This is a genomic window from Bacillus sp. SIMBA_154 (genome assembly GCF_046536015.1).
Taxonomy (GTDB): domain Bacteria; phylum Bacillota; class Bacilli; order Bacillales; family Bacillaceae; genus Bacillus; species Bacillus pumilus_P.
In genome coordinates, this window is record NZ_JAWJBV010000021.1 from 23,302 (window position 1) to 43,732 (window position 20,431).

Consider the following 20,431-nt stretch of genomic DNA (forward strand, 5'->3'; position numbering starts at 1 on the left):
ACGTTTTGTGGTTTAAGGGTTTACTTTTCCAACACCAGCATTTGATACCACTTCTGATTTGACATTGTTCACGTTAAGCAAAGAGTAGTTATAAGGAGGGTTGTACGTACCTGTTGAAGACGTTGGCAGACTGCCTGTGCTGTTAATAAAAGAGTTGTTGATGACATGCCATGTACCAACTTGACGGCTGTCCCAGCTGCCGATGGCATTGTTTGTATTTTCAAATACGTTGTGCTCAATTCTCATTTTCGCGCCCATACGAGAGTTGATTGCAGTTGTATGGATGCCTTTGTAATAGTTGTTATACACATGACCTTCCCCGTAGCGCATAGACGGTACACGTGAATTCAAGTTTTCAAAACGGTTGTTGTGGAACGTGATTTTTCGGTTGTAGTTATCGTTATCGGAGCTGCCCATAAGCATCGTTTTCCAGCTGTCATGGACATAGTTCCATGAGAACGTAATGTAATCAGAGTCATTTTTCACATCGAATAACCCATCATAGTCATCTTTCCCAGAGTTCAATGTGTTGTAGAGCTCATTATGGTCGACCCAGACGTTTTTAGAGCCGCCTTCGATTCCAATGGCGTCCTTATCACCGATTTTGCTGTGGTGAATTTTCAGGTTGCGGATGATCACGTTATTGGCCCGCCATACCTTAATGCCAATCCCGTTAAATTCGCCTTTCGTGCCTTTACCAACGATTGAGACATTGTTTGTATCTTTGACATCAATTTTATTTGCAGATGTATTAGAAGGGGTAATCGTCCCGTCTACGACGATTTTTAATTTTTCATTTGTTCCTTTAGTTTTGAGGGCGGCTAATAGTTCATTTCCGGTCTTTACTGTCACTGTTTTACCGCCTTCACCGCCTGTTGTGCCTCCATTCAATGTGGAGAATCCTTGCTGATTAAAATTGGCCATAATCGAAGGACTTTCTGGATATTTGGCTGCCGCGTTTGCCTCCCCATTTGGTGCAAATAATGAAGTCACGAGACCAACCGCTAACACACCAGCTAACATTGGAACTTTTTTCTTCAAAATCAACATCTCCATTCTATTTTGATTTAATGTAAACGTTTCCAAAATAAGCTGCGATTCAAACGCTCCTCCTTCTTTCGCCGGCATCGCCTCATTCGGAATGTAGGAAGAGCATAGCACGCAAAAAGGTATCATCGGCTAAGAATTGGCGCTGTGTATTCCATGATTTTCTAGGAAACTAAGGCGATGATTATTTCATTTTCATCTAAATGAGACAAGGACCATTGACGATAGGTATTGGGATGACATCATGATTATGGGAAAGGGGTTCTCCATTCTATGGAAAATCAAGATGATTACGAAAGCGTCATTTTGTTAGAGACAAAGAAATGTCATAATCATTACATAAGAAAAAATTGAATATAAAACGAACCGATGACCGGATCAGCAGGGGGAAAAGGAGACATTTTAAAAAAATAGGATCTATTTTAAACGATGTTATCATCCGTGTCGTCTCATAAATAAGAGAAAGAAAGGAAGGAGGGGCGTGTTTGGAGCAGACAGAGGAGACATTATTGATCGAGCGGGCAAAACAGGGAGATGATGCCGCATTTACAGCACTTTATCGGCAGCACTATTCCTTTCTTTACCGGTATATGATGAAGCTTACCCTTCAACAAGAGCTGGCAGAAGAAATCATGCAAGAGACGATGCTGAAAGCGTACATGAAACTTTCTTCATTTAGAGGAGATTCCTTATTTTCAACATGGCTCATCTCCATTGCATCGAGACAATTTTTAGATCACCAGAAGAAAAGAAAACGTGAACAAATGAGAGAAGGGAAGGCCAATCAAGAAGCCATACGCCGCTTCAAATGGGACGTTCAGCAAAAGGGCCACACATGGCATGAGATGTGGGATGCTTTAAATGAATTGAAGGCTCAGGAGAGAGCACCGATTATTCTGCATTATTATTATGGCTTTACTTACCCAGAAATTGCTTCGATGCTCGGTATGAGAGAAGGCACTGTGAAGTCGAGGGTTCATCATGGATTAAAGAAAATTCGAAAGGAGTGGTTCTTATGAAGGAAGATCGTTTCACCGAGCGTTTAAAAGAAGAGTTACAGCAGCTAGATGAACAGATTGAAGTGAAAAAACCAAGTGAGCAGGCTGTCATGATGATGCTAAAGCAGGCAAAGGAAAAAGAGAAAAGGCGTTTTAAACAAGAAATGCTTGCGTACGTTCTCATTAGTCTCACCATTCTGGCACTTTTTGCAGCTGCCATCACCCATTTGCCTATGATCTTAATTCTTCTCCAGGTGGTGAGCATCCCGCTCTGTGTAGTAGTAGGAATCAAGGAATATCAACACATTAAAGGAGGGTCTTTATGAGTCAGACGGAAATGATCATCTTATTGTGTGCATTGCCGTTATTGTTTGCACAGGGATTTCTCTTGTTTATGGATGCAAAAAAAAGAGGGCGCTATAAGTGGTTCTGGGGCATAGTCGGTTTAATTAACTTCCCATCGTCTTCAATTTTATATTGGCTTTGTGTCGTATTACCTGATCGAAAAAGAGGCGAGAATCTCCGAAAGGATTGAACGCGTTCCATCAAACTTTTGGCCTTTTTTTCGTTTTCAAACCATCTAGAAATAGATCATGATTCATCTATTTGTCAAATAAAGCGGGACGTGTAAAGTCCAATTGATCATTTCTAGCACAATAGTCATTCCTTTAGCGGTCATTTTTAAAGACGATAGCTGCTGCTGCTTGATCCATCTCAATTCGGCATCATTTTCATCTGTTATCAATATTGATCAGATTTTACAATTGGTGTTAAATTAATCTCAATATGCGTTAGAAAATCTAACAAATAAATGTGTGAAGATATCTACAAGGAGGCAGATGAGACATGTTGACCTTAGATCGAGCAGCACAAACAGCACAAAGTTACATCCACCGTGTGTTAGAGGAGGTGGAAAAGCGAAATCCAGGCGAAGAGGAATTCCAGCAAGCGGTAAAAGAAATTCTGGAATCACTCGTCCCGGTTTTTGCAAAGCACCCAGAGTATGAAAAACAGGGCATTTTAGAACGGTTAATTGAGCCTGAGCGCCTTGTTATGTTTCGCGTACCATGGGTAGACGATGAGGGCAAAGTCCAAGTCAATAGAGGGTTTAGGGTTCAATTCAATAGTGCCATCGGTCCTTATAAAGGAGGCATTCGTTTCCACCCATCCGTCAATGCCAGCATCATCAAGTTTTTAGGGTTTGAACAAATCTTTAAAAACGCACTGACTGGTATGCCGATTGGCGGAGGGAAAGGTGGATCAGATTTTGATCCAAAAGGGAAATCTGATGGAGAAATCATGCGTTTTGTTCAAAGCTTTATGAGTGAACTCAGCCGATATATTGGACCTGATCAAGATGTGCCAGCAGGTGATATTGGCGTAGGGGCACGGGAAATTGGCTATATGTTCGGCCAGTACAAAAAAATGCGCGGTGCTTATGAGGCTGGTGTGCTCACAGGGAAAAGTCCGGGGTTTGGCGGCAGCTTAGCGAGAAAAGAAGCAACGGGCTACGGACTGGTGTACTTTATGGAAGAAATGCTGAAAGCCCATGGGCTACAATTTAAAGGGCGTTCGGTTGTCGTTTACGGCTCGGGTAATGTGTCTATTTATGCGATGGAAAAGGTAGTGGAGCTAGGTGGTAAGGTTGTTGCTTGTAGTGATTCAAGCGGAGCCATTTATGACCCGCAAGGCATTTCACTTGAGACAGTGAAGCAGCTGAAGGAAGTCGACAATCAGCGGATTGGGGCATACATAGACATTCACCCGCATGCTGAATTGATTGAAGATTGCGAACAAATTTGGTCATTTCCTTGTGACATTGCACTGCCATGTGCGACACAAAATGAAATATCTGAAGCGCATGCACAGCAGCTCGTGGCAAACGGGGTCATCGCTGTAGGAGAAGGGGCCAATATGCCGTCCACTCTTAAGGCCGTCAAAGTATTTGAACAGCATGGTATTCTGTTTGCACCAGCAAAAGCCGCGAATGCTGGCGGGGTAGGTGTTTCAGCACTGGAAATGGCGCAAAACAGTGCAAGGATGTCGTGGACATTTGAAGAAGTAGATGATCAGCTGAAACAAATGATGCAGTCTATTTATCGTCAGTGTACGGAGACAGCAGACGAATATGGACACTCTGGAAACTTAATGGTAGGAGCAAATATTGCAGGATTTCGCAAAGTGGCAGATGCCATGATGGCACAAGGCGTGATTTAACTCCTGCTCTCCCGCACCTGTTTATTTCATGACTAGATGGGGAATCGTCCTGTAAGAATGACAATAAGGAGGCGCGGGAGAAAATGAAAAAATGGCTGAAACAAATTGTCAAATGGGCACCAGTGATTTATCCAGTGGTGAGGAAAATATATAAAGAGCGAAAAGCATCAAAAGGTCGTAACGTATCAGCCGGATCATCCGGCTTTTTTTTATGGAATCATATCCAGACCCTGCGATGAAAGAAAAAATAATAGATTCGAATGATCCATTTCCACTCTTACTCCGTTAAGTACATAACAAACGGAAAGAGGAGGCAATAACAGATGAACATGAAAAAAGCTATTTTAACCATCCCGCTTAGCGCAGTATTACTATTCCCAGCGACTCATATTGCAAGTGCACACGAAGGACATATGCATGGTGATGCAAAGAAGACGTCTTCATCACAAGAGGTGTCAAATAAAGCAACGGATCTTCGAGCAGCACTAGACCAGCTGTTCTCAGAGCATGCCTATTTAGCAGTGATCACGATGCAAAAGGGAATTGACGGCAGTAAAGATTTCGATCAAGCAGCGGCGGCGTTAAATGAAAACACGAATGACTTATCAGATGCGATCGCCTCTGTGTACGGAAAAAAAGCAGGGAAACAGTTCAAAGACATTTGGTCAAGCCATATTGGCTACTTTGTTGATTATGTACAAGCAACAGCGAAAAGAGATGAAGCAGGTAAAAAGAAAGCAGTCAAACAGCTTGATCAATATCGCATGAAACAAGCTGATATGCTTGACAAAGCAACGGGTGGAAGATTGAAAGCAAGTGAACTTGAAGAAGGCTTAAAGATGCACGTCAATGAACTACTGAAAGCTTTTAACAGCTACACAGAAAAGGATTTTGATACAACCTATGACACCGTTAGAAAATCCATTCATCATATGTTTGAAGTAGGCAAAGGCGTGTCATGGGCGATGACAGATCAATTTCCTGGGAAATTTGATCAAAAATCAGTGGATACACCAGCCGCAGATCTTCGTGAGGATTTAAATTACTTGTTCTCAGAGCATTTGGCACTCGCGGTAGTTGCTATGCAAAAAGGAAATGATGGCAGCAAGGACTTTGACCAAGCAGCGGCTGCTTTAAATGAAAATACAAATGATTTATCAGATGCCATTGCATCTGTTTATGGAAAGGATGCAGGAAAACAATTTAAAACCATTTGGTCAAGCCATATCGGTTACCTAGTTGATTATGTCAAAGCGGATGCATCAGGTGACGAAAAAGCGAAGGAGAAGGCCGTCAAAGATTTAGATGCTTACCGGATGAAGCAAGCGACGTTTTTAGATCAAGCGACAAATGGACGTTTGAAGGCGGCTGATTTAGAAGCAGGCTTGAAAACACATATTGATGAGCTGATCAAAACGTATACGTCTTATCATCAGGGTGAATATGATCAGCTTTATCCGACAGTGAGAGAGGCGTATGGTCATATGTTCATGGTTGGTCAAGATGTCGCAACAGCTATTGTCGATCAGCATCCTGAACTGTTCAAATCCAAAATGCCAAATGAAATGCCGAAAACGGGTATGGGAGGTACTGCCGGTCCTTTAGGCATGTCATATGAAGCTTTTGCTGGGATGATCGCTAGTCTCATCTTAGCCGGAGGTGCAGCGGGTGCGTTCTTCCTCATTCGCCGCAAGACATCAAATTCAAAATCATAAAGACAAGAGGGGAGCGTGCATAATTGTGCCGTTCCTTTCTTCAAAAGGAGGCCGACTTGCGTGAAAAAATGGCTGATGGGTATTCTCACGCTTCTCATCATCACAGGCTGTGCATCACATTTTATGGATGAATCGTCATCCTCAGAAACAACATCACCTCCTGAGAAAATGGCCACAAATCAAGCTGAGAAACAGAGCCACTCACACGATACGTTAAAAGACGAGCCGTCTGGTATTGTTCCAGCTGACATTGCTATTCCCGCTATTGATGTCAAAGCAAAAGTGGAGAAAACGGCTTTATCAAAGGGTGGCAGTATGGGTGTCCCTAAAAATACTGACAACACGGCTTGGTTTGAAGATGGTCCGAAGCCAGGGGATAAAGGGAATGCTGTCATGAATGGTCATGTTGATAATAAATGGGGGCCATCTGTTTTTTATCGACTAAAGGAGCTGAAAAAGGGAGACAAGGTGATCGTGATGTCTTCGTCAGGAAAAAAGCGAACCTTTGAAGTCATCAAAGTGCAAAGCTATCCGCGTGAAGAGAAGCCAAATGCTTTTTTCGGGTACGCCTTTACACGGAATCTCAATTTAATCACATGTACTGGGACATTTGATCATGCAGCAGGTACACATGAAAAAAGATTGGTTGTCTTTACACAGCTCATCTCCTCATAAAAAAGGCGGCTACACGAAGGTGTAACGCCTTTTTTCGTCGTTTTCAAAGAAACATCTAAGAAGGAGATTCGTAGGTCATTAGATATGGTTAGTCGTATAAATAGGGGCATTTGTCATATAAATGAATTGGCAATTTTTATTTCTTTTCAGTAGAATATGAGTAATGAAGAGAACTGCAAGCGTATACAACCTGTCCAGACAAGGCAGATTCTCCATCCTTACATAAGGAGGCCGATTTGATGCTGAGTAAAAGACTGGCGCACATCTTAAGTCAGCTGATGGCAGCTGAGACCCCACTCACAAGCGCTGCACTTTCTGTCAGCTTACAAGTGACAAGCCGCACCATTCGTACAGACATCAAGGAACTAAATGACCGCCTTGCCCCTTATCAAGCGGCTGTAGCAGCTGTTAGAGGAGCTGGCTATGAGCTGTTGATTAAAGATGAGAATGCTTTTCGCCGTTTTATGAAGGGGGAGGTCGAACAGGAAGAGCCGCTTGCCGTTCTGCCGGAGGAGCGTGTTCGGTTTATTTTAAAAAAGCTTCTTCTGGCAGAATCGTATGTGAAGCTAGAGGATTTACAGGAGCAGCTGTTTATTAGTAAATCGACAATGAGTAACGATATGAAATGGGTCAAACGCAAGCTTGAACCCTTTGATCTGAAGCTGGAAGCGAAGCCGAACAAAGGCTGCCGGATTAAAGGATCAGAGATGAAAATTCGGTATTGCATGTCAGAATATTTATTCAACGAGCGACTTTCCTGCCAAACGATGCTGAACACAGCTGTCACCATTTTGCCAAAACATGAGCTGGAATTGATTCAGAAAACAATGATTGATTATATCAATGAGGAAAGAATGAATCTATCAGACATTTACGTGAATAATTTAATTGTCCATGTCGCCATTGCCTGTAAACGAATTAGACACGGAAACTATGTATCTGTTCTTCCAGAGGAAATCAACGAAATTCCACGGGCAAAGGAATACAAGGTAGCCAAAAAAATGGTGGAACGTCTCGAAGGGCTGCTGGATGTCTCATTTCCACAAGAGGAGATCGTCTATATCGCCATTCATTTGCTAGGAACAGCCAAAATGGTACAGTCCTTTTCATCAAGCGGTCAAAAACAAATTGTGGATGATGACACGAGCCGTCTCGTTCAGTACATGCTGAAAGCCATTGACCAAAAATTGCAGCTTGATTTAGCTAGTGATGCGGAATTAATGATTGGGCTCAGTCTGCACTTAAAGCCTGCCATGAACCGGTGTAAATATGGAATGAACTTAAGAAATCCGATGCTTGATGAAATAAAAGCAGGGTATCCACTTGCCTTTGAAGCAGGGATTATTGCCAGCAGGGTCATTGAAGAAGAGGCGGGCCTATCCATTCATGAGAATGAAATCGGATATATGGCGCTCCATTTTGGTGCTGCTTTAGAGCGTAGGAAAATGGAGATTCCGCCGAAGCGATGTCTCATTGTCTGTGCATCTGGTGCAGGGAGTGCAAGGCTATTGCAGGATCGTTTGCGGTCACAATTTGGGTCAAAGCTGACCATTTTAGGAACAGCAGAGCTTTATTCACTTCCGCAAGCCTCTTTACATGCTCTGGATTTGATTATTACGACGATCCCTATTCATATAGATTTACCGATTCCAGTCATTCAAGTGAACACCATTTTAGGAGGCGGCGACTTTTTAAAAATTGAAGAAGCCCTGACGAGTGAAACAAGAGTGACATTAGCCTCACAATATATGAAAAGGGAATTGGTCTTTACAAGACGTGCCTTTCAAACAAAGGAAGAGGTCATGACCTTTCTCACGCAAAAAGTCATCGACATGGGGTTAGCACCAGCAGAGCTCACACCATCTGTGATGGAAAGAGAAGAGGCAGCACCTACCTCCTTCGGGCATTATACAGCGATTCCGCATCCGATGACCCCGCTGACAGAAGAGACGTTTTGGGCGATATGTACATTAGAAAAATCGATCATTTGGGGAGAGAAAAAGGTTCAATTTGTCTGCTTGCTTTGTGTCGAAAAAGAGAACGCCAAAGATTTAAAAGGGATGTACCGGCTGCTGGGAGAGCTTGTGCATAATGTGAAATTCATTCAGCATCTCATCGCCTGTGATACATTTGAAGACATGCTCGATATCATGTACAAAAAGGCCCCTTCGTACAAGAACTAAAAGTGTGACATTAACTTTTTCCGCTTCCTAAAGGAAAAAGTATAGGTGTTTATGAAAGCGGTTTCATAATATGATGAAAGTGTAAAGAAAAGCTTCACACTTTGAAAAGGGGGCGTTTACACATGAACATCTTATTGGTTTGCGCAGCAGGTATGTCAACAAGCTTACTTGTCACAAAAATGGAGAAAAGCGCACAAGAACAAGGAAAAGACTATCGCATTTGGGCGGTATCTGGAGATGCTGCAAAAAGTCATATTGATCAAGCCGATGTGCTTTTATTAGGACCTCAGGTTCGATATTTATTACCACAAATGAAAAAGCTCGGAGAAGAAAAAGGAATTCCAGTAGACGTCATTAATACCGTGCATTATGGCGTGTGTAATGGCGCCGAGGTTCTAAAATCTGCTGAACAGCTAGTGAACGGATAGAGGGGGCGGAAGGGATGAATGGATTCAACCGATTTCTAGAAGAGAAGGTTATGCCGTTTTCAGGAAAGATTGCCGCTCAAAGACATTTACAAGCATTGCGTGACGGAATTGTTTTAACCATGCCTCTCATTATTGTCGGTTCACTGTTTCTCATTTTAGCCAACCTTCCGATCCCAGGATACAGCGATTTTATGGCAAGTATCTTTGGAGCCGAATGGGCCACGAAACTATCCTATCCTGTTAATGCAACATTTGACATTATGGCACTTGTTGCAACCTTTGGGATTGCCTACAGGCTTGCTGAAAAGTATGCCGTTGATGCACTATCATCTGGTGCGATCGCTGTCGCGGCTTTCCTTTTGGCCACGCCATATCAAGTGCCTTTCACACCTGAAGGCTCAACAGAAGCCATCCTAGTGAATGGCGGAATTCCGGTCACACTCATGGGCAGCAAAGGGTTATTCGTCGCCATGATTATTGCCATGCTTTCAACAGAAATTTACCGCTTCATTGTACAGCGGAATATTGTCATTAAAATGCCTGATGGTGTACCGCCGGCCGTCAGTAAATCGTTTATCGCACTTATTCCAGGTTTTGTGGTGATCACGCTGATCTGGGTCACGAGACTTGTGATTGAGATGACACCTTTTGAGAGTATTCATAATATCATCACCGTCTTAATTGGCACACCGCTTTCCATTCTTGGTGGAAGCTTAGGCGGGAGTATCGTCGCCGTGGGTGTGCAAATGCTCCTCTGGGCATGCGGTATTCATGGAGCAACAATTGTCGGCGGCGTCATGGGTCCGATTTGGCTCGGTGCGATGGATGAGAACCGTCTTGCGTTTCAAGCAGGAGAAGTGCTGCCAAATATCTTCACAGCGCAATTCTTTGAAATTTTCATCAATGTCGGCGGAAGCGGCGCGACACTTGCTTTGGTGCTGACGATGATCTTACGTGCCAGAAGTAAACAAATGAAACAGCTTGGCCGACTTGCCATTGGGCCAGCCATCTTTAACATCAACGAACCGATCATTTTTGGAATGCCGATTGTGATGAACCCAATGCTTCTCATTCCGTTTATCCTCACGCCAATCATGATGATCATCACCACATATATCGGAATGAGTACAGGACTTGTGGCAAAACCGGCAGGAATCGCTGTCCCATGGACAATGCCGCCAATCATTTCAGGCTATCTCGCAACAGGCGGGAAAATCTCTGGCGCTGTTATGCAGCTGATCAACCTCGCGTTGTCATTTGCGCTATACTACCCGTTCTTTAGAATGTGGGATAAGCAGAAATGGAAAGAAGAAAGTGAGCTGGAAACAAAAGCATCAACTGATGAAAATGTCGTCAGCATGTAATAGAGGGAACAAGGGGGATGCGGCCGATGGAAATGGAACAAATTGTGTTTCAACTTATCTTACACGGTGGAAATGGCAGAAGCTCTGCAATGGAGGCCATTACATGTGCAAAGCAAGGCAACTTTGATGAGGCGAAGCAAAAATTGCAGGAAGCACAGGACGCGTTAAATGAGGCGCATCACGCACAGACAGAGCTGATCCAAGGAGAAATCAGAGGAGAAAAGGCAGGCATCAGTCTCTTAATGATTCATGCACAAGATCATCTCATGAACGCCATGACCGTCAAGGAGCTTGCAGCGGAAATCATCGAGCTCCATGAAAAAATGAAGCAACTCGGAGGTGTCAATTCATGAAAGACGGAATCAAAATTGTCACAATAGGCGGTGGCTCGAGCTATACGCCTGAGCTGGTTGAAGGTTTTATCAAACGGTATCATGAATTGCCTGTAAAGGAATTATGGCTTGTGGATATTGAAGCAGGGCAGGAAAAGCTGAACATCGTGGGTGCTCTGGCAAAACGTATGGTCGAAAAAGCCGGTCTGCCGATTGAGGTACACCTGACTCTTGACCGCCGGGCAGCCCTGAAGGACGCAGACTTTGTCACGACACAATTTCGTGTAGGACTGCTGGAAGCACGGGCAAAGGATGAGAGAATACCGCTCAAATACGGCGTCATTGGGCAGGAAACAAACGGGCCAGGCGGTTTATTTAAAGGTCTTCGCACCATTCCAGTCATTCTAGAGATCGTGAAGGATATGGAGAAGCTTTGTCCAGATGCATGGCTTGTGAACTTTACAAACCCAGCGGGCATGGTCACAGAAGCTGTTTTACGGTACACGAATCTAAAAAAAGTGGTCGGTCTATGCAATGTGCCGATTGGGATCAAAATGGGGATTGCCAAGGCGTTAGATGTGGATGTTGAACGTATTGAGGTGCAGTTTGCCGGTCTCAATCACATGGTCTATGGATTAGACGTGTATTTAGACGGGGTCAGCATTATGGATCAAGTGCTCGATGAACTAGGAAATCCGAATAGCCAGTGGTCCATGAAAAACATTGAAGCGAAAAACTGGGAGCCATCTTTTGTCAAAGGCTTAGGGGTTATCCCATGTCCGTATCACCGTTATTACTATAAAACAAAAGATATGCTGGAAGAAGAGCAAAAGGCGGCCCAAGAAAAAGGAACAAGAGCAGAGGTTGTGCAGCAAGTCGAGCAAGAATTATTTGAGCTGTATAAAGATCCTGATTTATCGATTAAACCGCCGCAGCTCGAAAAAAGAGGCGGGGCGTATTACAGCGATGCCGCATGTAACTTAATCAGCTCGATTTATAATGATAAGCATGACATTCAACCCGTGAATACAGTGAACAGAGGAGCGATTGCCAGCATTCCACCGGAATCAGCGGTGGAAGTGAACTGTATCATTACGAAGGACGGACCAAAACCTATAGCGACAGGTGATCTGCCTGTGGCAGTGAGAGGGCTCGTTCAGCAAATCAAATCATTTGAGCGCATGGCAGCTGAAGCGGCTGTGACAGGAAATTACGAGACGGCTCTTGTCGCCATGACGATCAACCCGCTTGTCCCTTCTGACGAAATTGCAAAGCAAATGTTAGATGAAATGCTCGAAGCGCACCGTGAGTATTTACCGCAATTCTTCAAATCAGTGAATGCGTAAAATGAAATGGCCCCTTTATGGGGTCGTTTTTTATGATTTGACCATATGGAAACTGGAGAAAGAAGTGTATGATAGAAAAACAGCACGTATGGCTTCGAAGAAAGGACTGTTGGAATATGGTTGCAATTGGTTTAATGCTTTACGGCTTTGTCATTCATCCTGTTATGAGTTATGGCACAGTGGTGCTGTTTTTGTATGGCATCATCGCTTCATTTATTGGTCTCATTCGGCATAAACCCTATGTGTGGCTGTATGTACTTCGCCTGCTTGTTTGTTTCAGCATCCCAGTGACCAACTTGTTGATGTATCTTGCAACAGTTGGAGGAGATGAAAGAGACTTTGATTTCCAGCCGATGCCGTTTGCTTACAATCTTGTCTTTACACTTGAAATCATCGCCATCTTTTTACCAGAAATCTTTTTGCTGATCGAAAGAAAGCGTGCCATTAAAGGGAAACAGTGGGTGTATGCAGGGGTGATTGTGTGTGTGTCGATCTTGTTTTGGTGCACGATTTGATGGAATGCTGTCTGTCCGATCAAGTGTGCAAATGAGTCTATTTCATCTTTTGATTGAGTAATCTTTTTCGTCGATACTTTACAAAAGTAATGGAAAGGGCAATGGTAGAAATCCCTAGAAACTTAAATATAAACCGGGTGAGGAACGGCGAATCCTCAAAACCTGTAGCTACTATACATGATCCAATGATAATCCCAAATATAGCTAGTAGGTAAGTAAAAAACATACCATCACTCCTTATGCGTGAAATAAGTGCCTAATTTCCATTATAAGGTATGCTGGAGGGAGAAATAAACAAAAAAAGAACCCTTCATGAAATGAAAGGTTCTCAGCGTGTAGACAAACCCTCGCATTCGGTGTCAGTCCTGCGTGCCGGTGCTCACGAATGTCAAATTCGCTCCGCTCCGGTACTCGTCCTTCCTAGACTGCAAAGGTTTTCTATCACGCTGAAAAGAAGACAAAGGGCTAAAATAAAGTTCATTTTAGCCCTTTGTCAACAATCTGAGAACCCTTCATGAAATGAAAGGTTCTTTCACATGCTTAAGCCTGCTTGACAACCGAGTCAACTTCTACTGTCCAGCCAAAGATGTCTGGCTGTGTTCCTTTTTGAATGCCAGTAATGGCTTCGTACAATTTCTTCGATACTTCGCCTGTTTGACCATTTTGAATGACATATGGCTGATCGTGATAAATTAATTCACCGACAGGAGAGATTACGGCCGCCGTCCCAGTTCCAAAGATTTCTTCAAGTTCGCCTGCTTGATGTGCTTCAATTAACTCATCAATTGAAATTTTGCGTTCTGTCACTGGAATGTCCCAATGCTTTAACAGCTCAAGTACAGAGTTACGTGTGATGCCTTCTAAAATGCTGCCGTTCAATTCAGGTGTCACGATTTCTCCATTGATTTTAAAGAAGATATTCATACTGCCGACTTCTTCAATGTACTTTTTCTCGACCCCATCAAGCCAAAGAACCTGTGAAAACCCTTTGGTTTCAGCGACTTGCTGTGCCTTCAGGCTTGATGCATAGTTTCCGGCTGTTTTGGCATTTCCTGTTCCACCCTTAACGGCACGGACAAACTCGTTTTCAACCGCAATTTTCACCGGATGGATGCCTTCTTTATAGTATGATCCCACTGGAGATAAAATAATGAGCAGCTTATACGTGCTTGACGGTGCAACGCCTAAATATGGCTCAGTGGAAATAATGAATGGACGAATATACAAGGAAGTGCCCTCTGCATCAGGTACCCAATCCTTATCAATACGAATGAGTTCATTTAAGCCCTCTAAAACCGTTTCTGTATCAATTTGCGGGATACATAGGCGGTCATTCGATCTGTTTAAGCGTTCCATGTTCTTTTCCGGACGGAATAAGAGAATTTTTTGATCCTCCGAAACATAAGCCTTTAAGCCTTCAAAAACAGATTGACCATAATGGTAGACCATAGAAGCTGGGTCCATTGGAATCGCCTGATAAGGAATAATTCTTGGATCGTACCAGCCTTTATCAATTGAATAATCCATCACAAACATGTGGTCTGTGAAGATTTTTCCGAATTCAAGTTGATCAGATTGAGGTTTTGGTTTTTTTGTTGAACTAAGTTCAACGCGGATGGGTTGTTTTGGCATCGTAAATCTCCTTGCTGTTTGATTATTTGAAAATTCTAATAATATGAAATAATTATGATTCTATTCTATACCTTCACAAAATATTAGCAATAGGTTTTCTAGAATTCAGACAAGAAAAATCTGTTAAAGCGCTTTCCTTCTCTCCCGTCAGTTTGGCTCATGTCACCCCTTTTCAAAAAAGAAATAAAAACCAAATGCATTATTAACTGATTAATCTGACAATTTAAAACGAGTGGTTCCTGTAAGATATTCTTTCAACCATACACCTTTTGACCAGTACCTTGCAAGGGGCATCGTCATATTTTAATCCTCTTTTTTTTAACCGATAAAGGAAGAAGAGAAGTGAAAGGAGCAAACAACGAGATGAAACGAATGATACCAGGTATCTTACTGATTATATTCATAACCGTGATCAGCTTTGGCTGTCAAGCGATGACAGAGGAGGCTGGCGCCAAGCAAGGCACAACTTATTACGTGGCAACAAACGGAAACGACCAAAACCCGGGAACGCAGCAAAAACCTTTCCGCACACTGAAGAAATCGGCAAGTATGGCTAAAGCTGGGGCAACGATTTACATGAGAGGCGGTACATACAAAGAGAAATTGATTGTCCGTCATTCAGGAACAAAGAAAGCACCAGTTGTCTTTCAAGCTTATGGAAAAGAAAAGCCTGTCATTAGCGGAGCATCCCTTAAAGGAAATCAAGCAGACGGCGGTCTTGTAACGATCGATCAAAAAAGCTACATCACACTCAAAGGTCTTACGGTTGGGCATATTAAGACGAATAAAGAAGATGTAACACCAGTCGGTATTTTCATCAAAGGAAGCGGCAAAGGAGTCAAGCTGCTCAACAACCGAGTGTATGACATTCAGACGACACACAAAAATGGGAATGCGCATGGTATTGCTGTCTATGGGACAAAAGCTCCTGCTGCCATTGAAGACATTGAAATCAAAGGAAATACCGTTGAAAAATTAAAACTTGGCTTCAGTGAAGCCCTTGTGTTAAACGGGAACGTCAAAAAATTTCGCGTGACACATAACACGGTCAGGCACACTGATAATATTGGCATTGATTTAATTGGTTTTGAGAATGTAGCCCCATCTAAAAAATATGATCAGGTCAGAAATGGTGTCGTATCTAGAAACAAAGTATATGAGATTACGAGTTATGGGAATCCAGCTTACGGCAAGGACATCTCCGCTGGCGGAATTTATGTGGATGGCGGGAAAGACATTGTGATCGATCATAACATCACACATCACAATGACCTTGGGATTGAAGTCACAAGTGAACATAAAGGGAAAGTGGCGGATCGCATTCGCATCGAGCACAATCAAGTGTATCTAAACCGTTATACAGGCATTTCAATTGGCGGCTATGACAAGAAGCGGGGCGGAACAACAAACACGACCATCTCACATAATATTTTGTACAAAAATGACACAGCCGGCCTAGAAGGCGGTCAATTGCTCATGCAATATCAAGCAGTGAACAATCGGATCACGAATAATATCATGACAGCTAGTAGATCGCATTACTTAGTCGTGAACCTTTATCAAGTGAACCAAAAGAATACATTTCAGAAGAACGTCTATGATGACCGCAAAGGTGCGAAAGCATCACAGTGGGTATGGCGCGGAAAATGGATGGAAGGCTACAAAACGTATCGCTCCAAAAGCGGTCAAGATAAAGGATCAGTACACCTCAATCCACATTATGTGAATGAGAAAAAATATGATTTCCGTCTGAAGAAATCTTCACCTGCCAAGAAAATCGTCGGCAGTTAATCAAATCAATGACCATGCACATATCATTTTAGAAATATTCAAAAAAGTCATTGACATTGATGGGACATCGCATTAAAGTAAAGAAGACATTTCAACTAAAACAAATTTCATAACGGATCTCTTATCAAGAGAGGCAGAGGGACTGGCCCTATGACGCCCAGCAACCGTTTCTATTTTTAGAAATTGGTGCTAATTCCTGCAAAGCTGTTACAGCTTTGACAGATAAGAGAGGAAGACTTCCCGATACATGTTTCATGCAACGGTGATCAAGCCTCTCTTCTTCAAGAGAGGCTTTTTTGTCTCTATTTTAGAAGCAATCCATTGGTTTACTGGCGTTTTCTTACTTTTTTACCTAGTTTTCTGATGTGATAAATAAAATAACTGGAGGAGGAACAGCAATGAAACGTAAATATTGGACATCATCTCTTGTATTATTGACGATCCTAACCGTCCTATTAGCAGGCTGTGGAGCAGGATCAAGCTCAGGCTCAAAGGCGAATGCGAACGAAAAAGTTTCCTTTGACAATGTACCGAAGCGCTTTGCAAAGGGACAGGGAGCAAAAATTAAAGTCATCCGCAAAATCGGCGGAGACGATCATACGGCTCAGTTTCTAGCTGGAACAAAGGCAGAAGGTGAAGCGCTAGGCTTTACGGTGGACGTGTACACAGCAAACGGGGATACAGCGAAGTTCCATGATGCGATCTCTCAGGCGCTAGAAGAAAACTATGATGGCTTTATCATCTCTCATGGGGACGACGAGGCGACAGTCGCTGATGTGAAAAAGATCACAGCGAAAGGCATTCCCGTTGTGGCGTTTGATTCGAATCCTAAGCTGAAGAACATCAAAGGGGTCACAGTGACGTCACAAGATGACGAACAATTAGCAAAAAAATCATTAGACGCTCTCGTGTCTGATTTTAAAGGAAAAGCAAATATTGCGTACCTCTGGGTAGATGGGTTCCCGCCAATGGTGAGACGAAACAAGGTGTACCAAGAAACACTCAAACAGCATGCAGGGCTCAAGGAGCTTGACCGTTTTGGCATTGCTTCCTCTGATACGTCTGTTCAAACACAAAATGCAGTGGCTGCCATGCTGAATAAGTATCCAAAGGGCAAGCTTGACGCTATTTTTGCCACGTGGGACGCATTTGCTATTGGTGCGGCAAGAGCCTTAAAGGAAGCAGGAAGAACAGAAGTGAAGATTTACGGTATTGATGTGTCAAACGCCGATCTTCAGGAAATGACAGCGAAAGACAGCCCATGGAAGTACACAGCAGCGGTTGATCCGAAGCTCATTGGTGCAGTTGACGTGAGGATTCTTGCGAAGAAAATAGCTGGAGAGAAAACACCATCTTCCTACGACCTTGAGGCCTCTCTCATTTCACAAAAGCAGCTTCAACAAGCAGGCAAGGCCATCAATATGGTCAATCTTGCGGAAGAAGTAAAGGGGTTCGGTTCATCTACTGCTTTTGAAGAAGATTGGATGAAGACCTTGAAGAAACATTATGCAAAATAAACAACGTACACTCTCTTTCCATAGAGGGTGTTTCGTTTTTCAAATGACGATCAATAGACAAGGAGGACACCTATGACTTCGCCGCTTGTTTGTATGGAGAACATTTCGATTGAATTCCCTGGGGTTAAAGCGCTGGATCAAGTGAATTTCACATTAAAAAAAGGCACGGTCCATGCGCTGATTGGAGCGAATGGTGCTGGGAAGTCAACGTTAATGAAAGTTCTTTCTGGCGTTCATTCGCATTTTGAAGGAACCATCCACATCAATGGCAAGGCTGCATCGATTCAAACACCAAAGGAAGCGGCCTCATACGGTGTGCAGACGGTCCATCAAGAAGTGGATACGGCTCTTGTTCCCTATTTAAGTGTTGGTGAGAACATGATGATGCATGAGATTGAGAAAAAATCATTTGTCCGCTGGAAAGAGCTTCATCGCAAGGCGGCTCAACTATTAAAAGAGATGGACATCGACATCTCCACAAAACGTCTTGTGAGTGATCTGACACTTGCAGAAAAACAGATGGTGCTCATTGCCAAGGCCGTTTCGATCAAATGCAGCATTTTAATTTTAGATGAACCAACCGCTCCGCTTAGTCATGCGGAAACAAGCAAGTTATTCTCAATGATTGATCAGCTGAAAAAGAATGGAACGGGCATCGTTTTTATCTCCCATCGCATGCCCGAAATTTTCAACATCTGTGATGAGCTGACTGTGATGCGAAATGGAACCGATGTGGCGGCACACCTCGTCAAAGACACCAATCCCCAGCAGATCATTGAGGAAATGCTAGGCGCGCCATTAGAGGAGCAATTCCCGCCCCGTACACCTTTGAAGGATGCACCTATTGTGCTTGAAGTGAAACAGTTATACGACCAGCATAAATTAAGCAACATTCATCTTCATGTGAAAAAGGGAGAAATTCTCGGGATTGCAGGACTTGTCGGTGCTGGTAAAACAGAGTTGTGCAAAGCCCTTTTCGGCGCCTCAGAAAAGAAGGCGGGCACTGTGCAGCTTCATGGTAAAACCATTCAAATCAAATCGCCTCATCAAGCCGTGAGAGCCGGCTTGGCACTTGTTCCCGAGGAGCGGAGAAAAGAAGGGATTCTAACGGAAGAGACCGTGGGATGGAACTTAACAGCTGCAAGTCTTCGCTCATTCTCACGGGTGCTCAGCTTCTTACATCGTCCTAAGGAAAAGCAGGCAGCAGGTGAAATCGTCAAACGGCTTGGCGTCAAAACGCCTTCTCTTGAGGCGAAGGTAAAGCATTTATCTGGTGGAAATCAGCAGAAGATTGCCATTGGAAAATGGCTGCTAGCTGAGGCGGATGTGTATCTCTTTGATGAACCAACCAAAGGCGTAGACGTTGGAGCGAAAAAAGACATTTTCTCTCTTATTGCAGAACTTGCCGCCCGGGGAAAGTCCGTGATTTATGCGTCAAGTGAGCTGGCGGAAATTGCGGGCATCGCAGATCGAGTATACGTGCTATATGATGGCAGCATTGCCCGGGAAATGACCGCACCAACGACAGAAGAAGAGCTTTTATATCATTCAACAGGAGGACAATCATGAGCGAACGACAAATTTCAGCCCCTGTGCAGCAAATCAAAAAACAGCGGCCATCATTTCACCTGTTTGATTTCTTTTATCAATACGGCACTATCTTAACGATTGTCGTTTTGATCGTGGTATTTGCGGCAGCGAATCCAGCGTTTTTGCAATCAGGGAATATCATCAACATTTTACGATCTATCTCAATTGTCACCATCATTGCGGTGGGCTTAACGATATCATTGGCAGTGAATGGCTTTGATTTATCAGTAGGCTCAGTCGCTACGTTATCGAATGCGATTGTAATCTCTATGTTTGTATGGTTCTCGCAAAATCCACTGATTGCGATCCTCTCTGCGCTAGCGGCTTCTATTATTGTTGGTTTACTGAATGCATGGATGATTGTCAAAATGAAGATTCCAGATATGCTTATGACATTAGCCATGATGTTTATCATTCAAGGGCTGGCACAAACCTATACGAAAGGTGCGACCATTTCTGAAAATATGGTGCTGCCTGATGGTACTTTCTCGACTGGTACCATCCCCGCCTTTTTCAGTAAAATCGGACAGGTGCCATATATCATTCTGATTATGGCAGCCATCGTGCTATTTGCACATGTTTTCATGACCTACACAAAGCATGGCCGATTGATGTACATCATCGGTGGGAATAAGGAAGCGGCTCGATTGTCTGGCATTCATGTGAACAAATACAAAATCGCAGCATATCTTCTCTCTGCTTTATTTGCAGCGATAGGTGGTATTGTACTGGCGTCAAGGGTGATGACAGCAGAAATTAATGCTGGAGCGCCTTATTTAATGGATGGAGTAGCGGCTGCCTTTATCGGCTTTTCTGTCATGGGAGCAGGTAAGCCAAACGCATTTGGCACTTTTATTGGTGCTGTGCTCATCGGTATTTTACAAAATGGACTTGTGATGATGTCTGTCCCTTACTATGCGATGGACATTGTGAAAGGATCGGTGCTTGCACTTGCGCTGGCGCTGACGTATTACAAGCAGCGTAGCTAAGACGTATTTTTTTAAAACCATTCGAGTCCTCTCTCCGTCTAGTAAACGGAAAGCGGTGTAACCGCCGTTTGCCAAAAGGAGATGACAAATAG

General features: G+C 43.4%; 19 protein-coding genes and 1 riboswitch. Of the genes, 17 read left to right on the forward strand and 2 right to left on the reverse strand.

Annotation, left to right across the window (positions count from 1 at the left end; all coding sequences use genetic code 11):
* Positions 1–12: 12 nt before the first annotated feature.
* Positions 13–1,050 (reverse strand): pectate lyase family protein, encoded by a 1,038-nt coding sequence (locus R0K30_RS19180; RefSeq protein ID WP_410612335.1) that lies wholly within the window; start codon positions 1,048–1,050, stop codon positions 13–15.
* A gap of 482 nt (positions 1,051–1,532) precedes the next feature.
* On the opposite strand from R0K30_RS19180, the gene sigY reads away from it, so the two are divergent.
* The 13 genes from sigY (at position 1,533) to R0K30_RS19245 (ending at position 12,820) form a co-directional block, all read left to right on the forward strand.
* A complete protein-coding gene (gene sigY / locus R0K30_RS19185; protein ID WP_230031596.1) occupies positions 1,533–2,066 on the forward strand; it encodes an RNA polymerase sigma factor SigY in 534 nt (177 codons plus the stop codon).
* Positions 2,063–2,371 (forward strand): YxlC family protein, encoded by a 309-nt coding sequence (locus R0K30_RS19190; protein WP_099727164.1) that lies wholly within the window; start codon positions 2,063–2,065, stop codon positions 2,369–2,371. Before sigY ends, R0K30_RS19190 begins: the two co-directional genes overlap by 4 nt.
* Positions 2,368–2,580, forward strand: a complete 213-nt coding sequence (locus R0K30_RS19195; RefSeq protein WP_034321872.1) for a hypothetical protein — start codon at positions 2,368–2,370, stop codon at positions 2,578–2,580. The genes R0K30_RS19190 and R0K30_RS19195 overlap by 4 nt, the downstream gene beginning before the upstream one ends.
* A 311-nt stretch (positions 2,581–2,891) precedes the next feature.
* Entirely contained in the window at positions 2,892–4,262 is a 1,371-nt protein-coding gene (gene gdhA / locus R0K30_RS19200) for an NADP-specific glutamate dehydrogenase (protein ID WP_410612302.1), read from the forward strand.
* Between the two features lie 83 nt (positions 4,263–4,345).
* Complete coding sequence (locus R0K30_RS19205; RefSeq protein ID WP_180275506.1) at positions 4,346–4,501, forward strand: hypothetical protein; 156 nt, start codon at positions 4,346–4,348, stop codon at positions 4,499–4,501.
* Positions 4,502–4,585: 84 nt separating this feature from the next.
* Positions 4,586–5,977: a copper amine oxidase gene (locus R0K30_RS19210; protein WP_410612305.1), complete on the forward strand. Its 1,392-nt coding sequence runs from the start codon at positions 4,586–4,588 to the stop codon at positions 5,975–5,977.
* A gap of 60 nt (positions 5,978–6,037) precedes the next feature.
* Complete coding sequence (locus R0K30_RS19215; RefSeq protein ID WP_099727161.1) at positions 6,038–6,652, forward strand: class F sortase; 615 nt, start codon at positions 6,038–6,040, stop codon at positions 6,650–6,652.
* Between the two features lie 239 nt (positions 6,653–6,891).
* Positions 6,892–8,835, forward strand: coding sequence for a BglG family transcription antiterminator (locus tag R0K30_RS19220; protein WP_410612308.1), 1,944 nt, complete (start codon positions 6,892–6,894; stop codon positions 8,833–8,835).
* A 122-nt stretch (positions 8,836–8,957) separates the two neighbouring features.
* Entirely contained in the window at positions 8,958–9,263 is a 306-nt protein-coding gene (locus R0K30_RS19225; RefSeq protein WP_008355465.1) for a PTS sugar transporter subunit IIB, read from the forward strand.
* Between the two features lie 14 nt (positions 9,264–9,277).
* Complete coding sequence (gene celB, locus R0K30_RS19230; RefSeq protein ID WP_410612311.1) at positions 9,278–10,627, forward strand: PTS cellobiose transporter subunit IIC; 1,350 nt, start codon at positions 9,278–9,280, stop codon at positions 10,625–10,627.
* Positions 10,628–10,653: 26 nt separating this feature from the next.
* A complete protein-coding gene (locus R0K30_RS19235) occupies positions 10,654–10,980 on the forward strand; it encodes a PTS lactose/cellobiose transporter subunit IIA (protein ID WP_230031591.1) in 327 nt (108 codons plus the stop codon).
* Entirely contained in the window at positions 10,977–12,305 is a 1,329-nt protein-coding gene (locus R0K30_RS19240) for a 6-phospho-beta-glucosidase (protein WP_099727157.1), read from the forward strand. Before R0K30_RS19235 ends, R0K30_RS19240 begins: the two co-directional genes overlap by 4 nt.
* 116 nt (positions 12,306–12,421) lie before the next feature.
* A complete protein-coding gene (locus R0K30_RS19245) occupies positions 12,422–12,820 on the forward strand; it encodes a hypothetical protein (RefSeq protein WP_327924954.1) in 399 nt (132 codons plus the stop codon).
* Between the two features lie 540 nt (positions 12,821–13,360).
* Here R0K30_RS19245 and R0K30_RS19250 read toward each other — a convergent pair.
* Complete coding sequence (locus tag R0K30_RS19250; protein ID WP_099728049.1) at positions 13,361–14,452, reverse strand: branched-chain amino acid aminotransferase; 1,092 nt, start codon at positions 14,450–14,452, stop codon at positions 13,361–13,363.
* Positions 14,453–14,815: 363 nt separating this feature from the next.
* On the opposite strand from R0K30_RS19250, the gene R0K30_RS19255 reads away from it, so the two are divergent.
* From R0K30_RS19255 to R0K30_RS19270, 4 genes are all read left to right on the forward strand, one after another.
* Positions 14,816–16,243, forward strand: coding sequence for a right-handed parallel beta-helix repeat-containing protein (locus tag R0K30_RS19255; protein WP_410612314.1), 1,428 nt, complete (start codon positions 14,816–14,818; stop codon positions 16,241–16,243).
* 118 nt (positions 16,244–16,361) lie between these two features.
* Positions 16,362–16,472, forward strand: a riboswitch (SAM riboswitch).
* A 169-nt stretch (positions 16,473–16,641) separates the two neighbouring features.
* Entirely contained in the window at positions 16,642–17,760 is a 1,119-nt protein-coding gene (locus tag R0K30_RS19260; protein ID WP_410612316.1) for a sugar ABC transporter substrate-binding protein, read from the forward strand.
* A gap of 72 nt (positions 17,761–17,832) precedes the next feature.
* Positions 17,833–19,329, forward strand: a complete 1,497-nt coding sequence (locus R0K30_RS19265; RefSeq protein ID WP_410612318.1) for a sugar ABC transporter ATP-binding protein — start codon at positions 17,833–17,835, stop codon at positions 19,327–19,329.
* Positions 19,326–20,339, forward strand: a complete 1,014-nt coding sequence (locus R0K30_RS19270; RefSeq protein ID WP_410612320.1) for an ABC transporter permease — start codon at positions 19,326–19,328, stop codon at positions 20,337–20,339. Before R0K30_RS19265 ends, R0K30_RS19270 begins: the two co-directional genes overlap by 4 nt.
* The last annotated feature ends 92 nt before the right edge of the window (positions 20,340–20,431 follow it).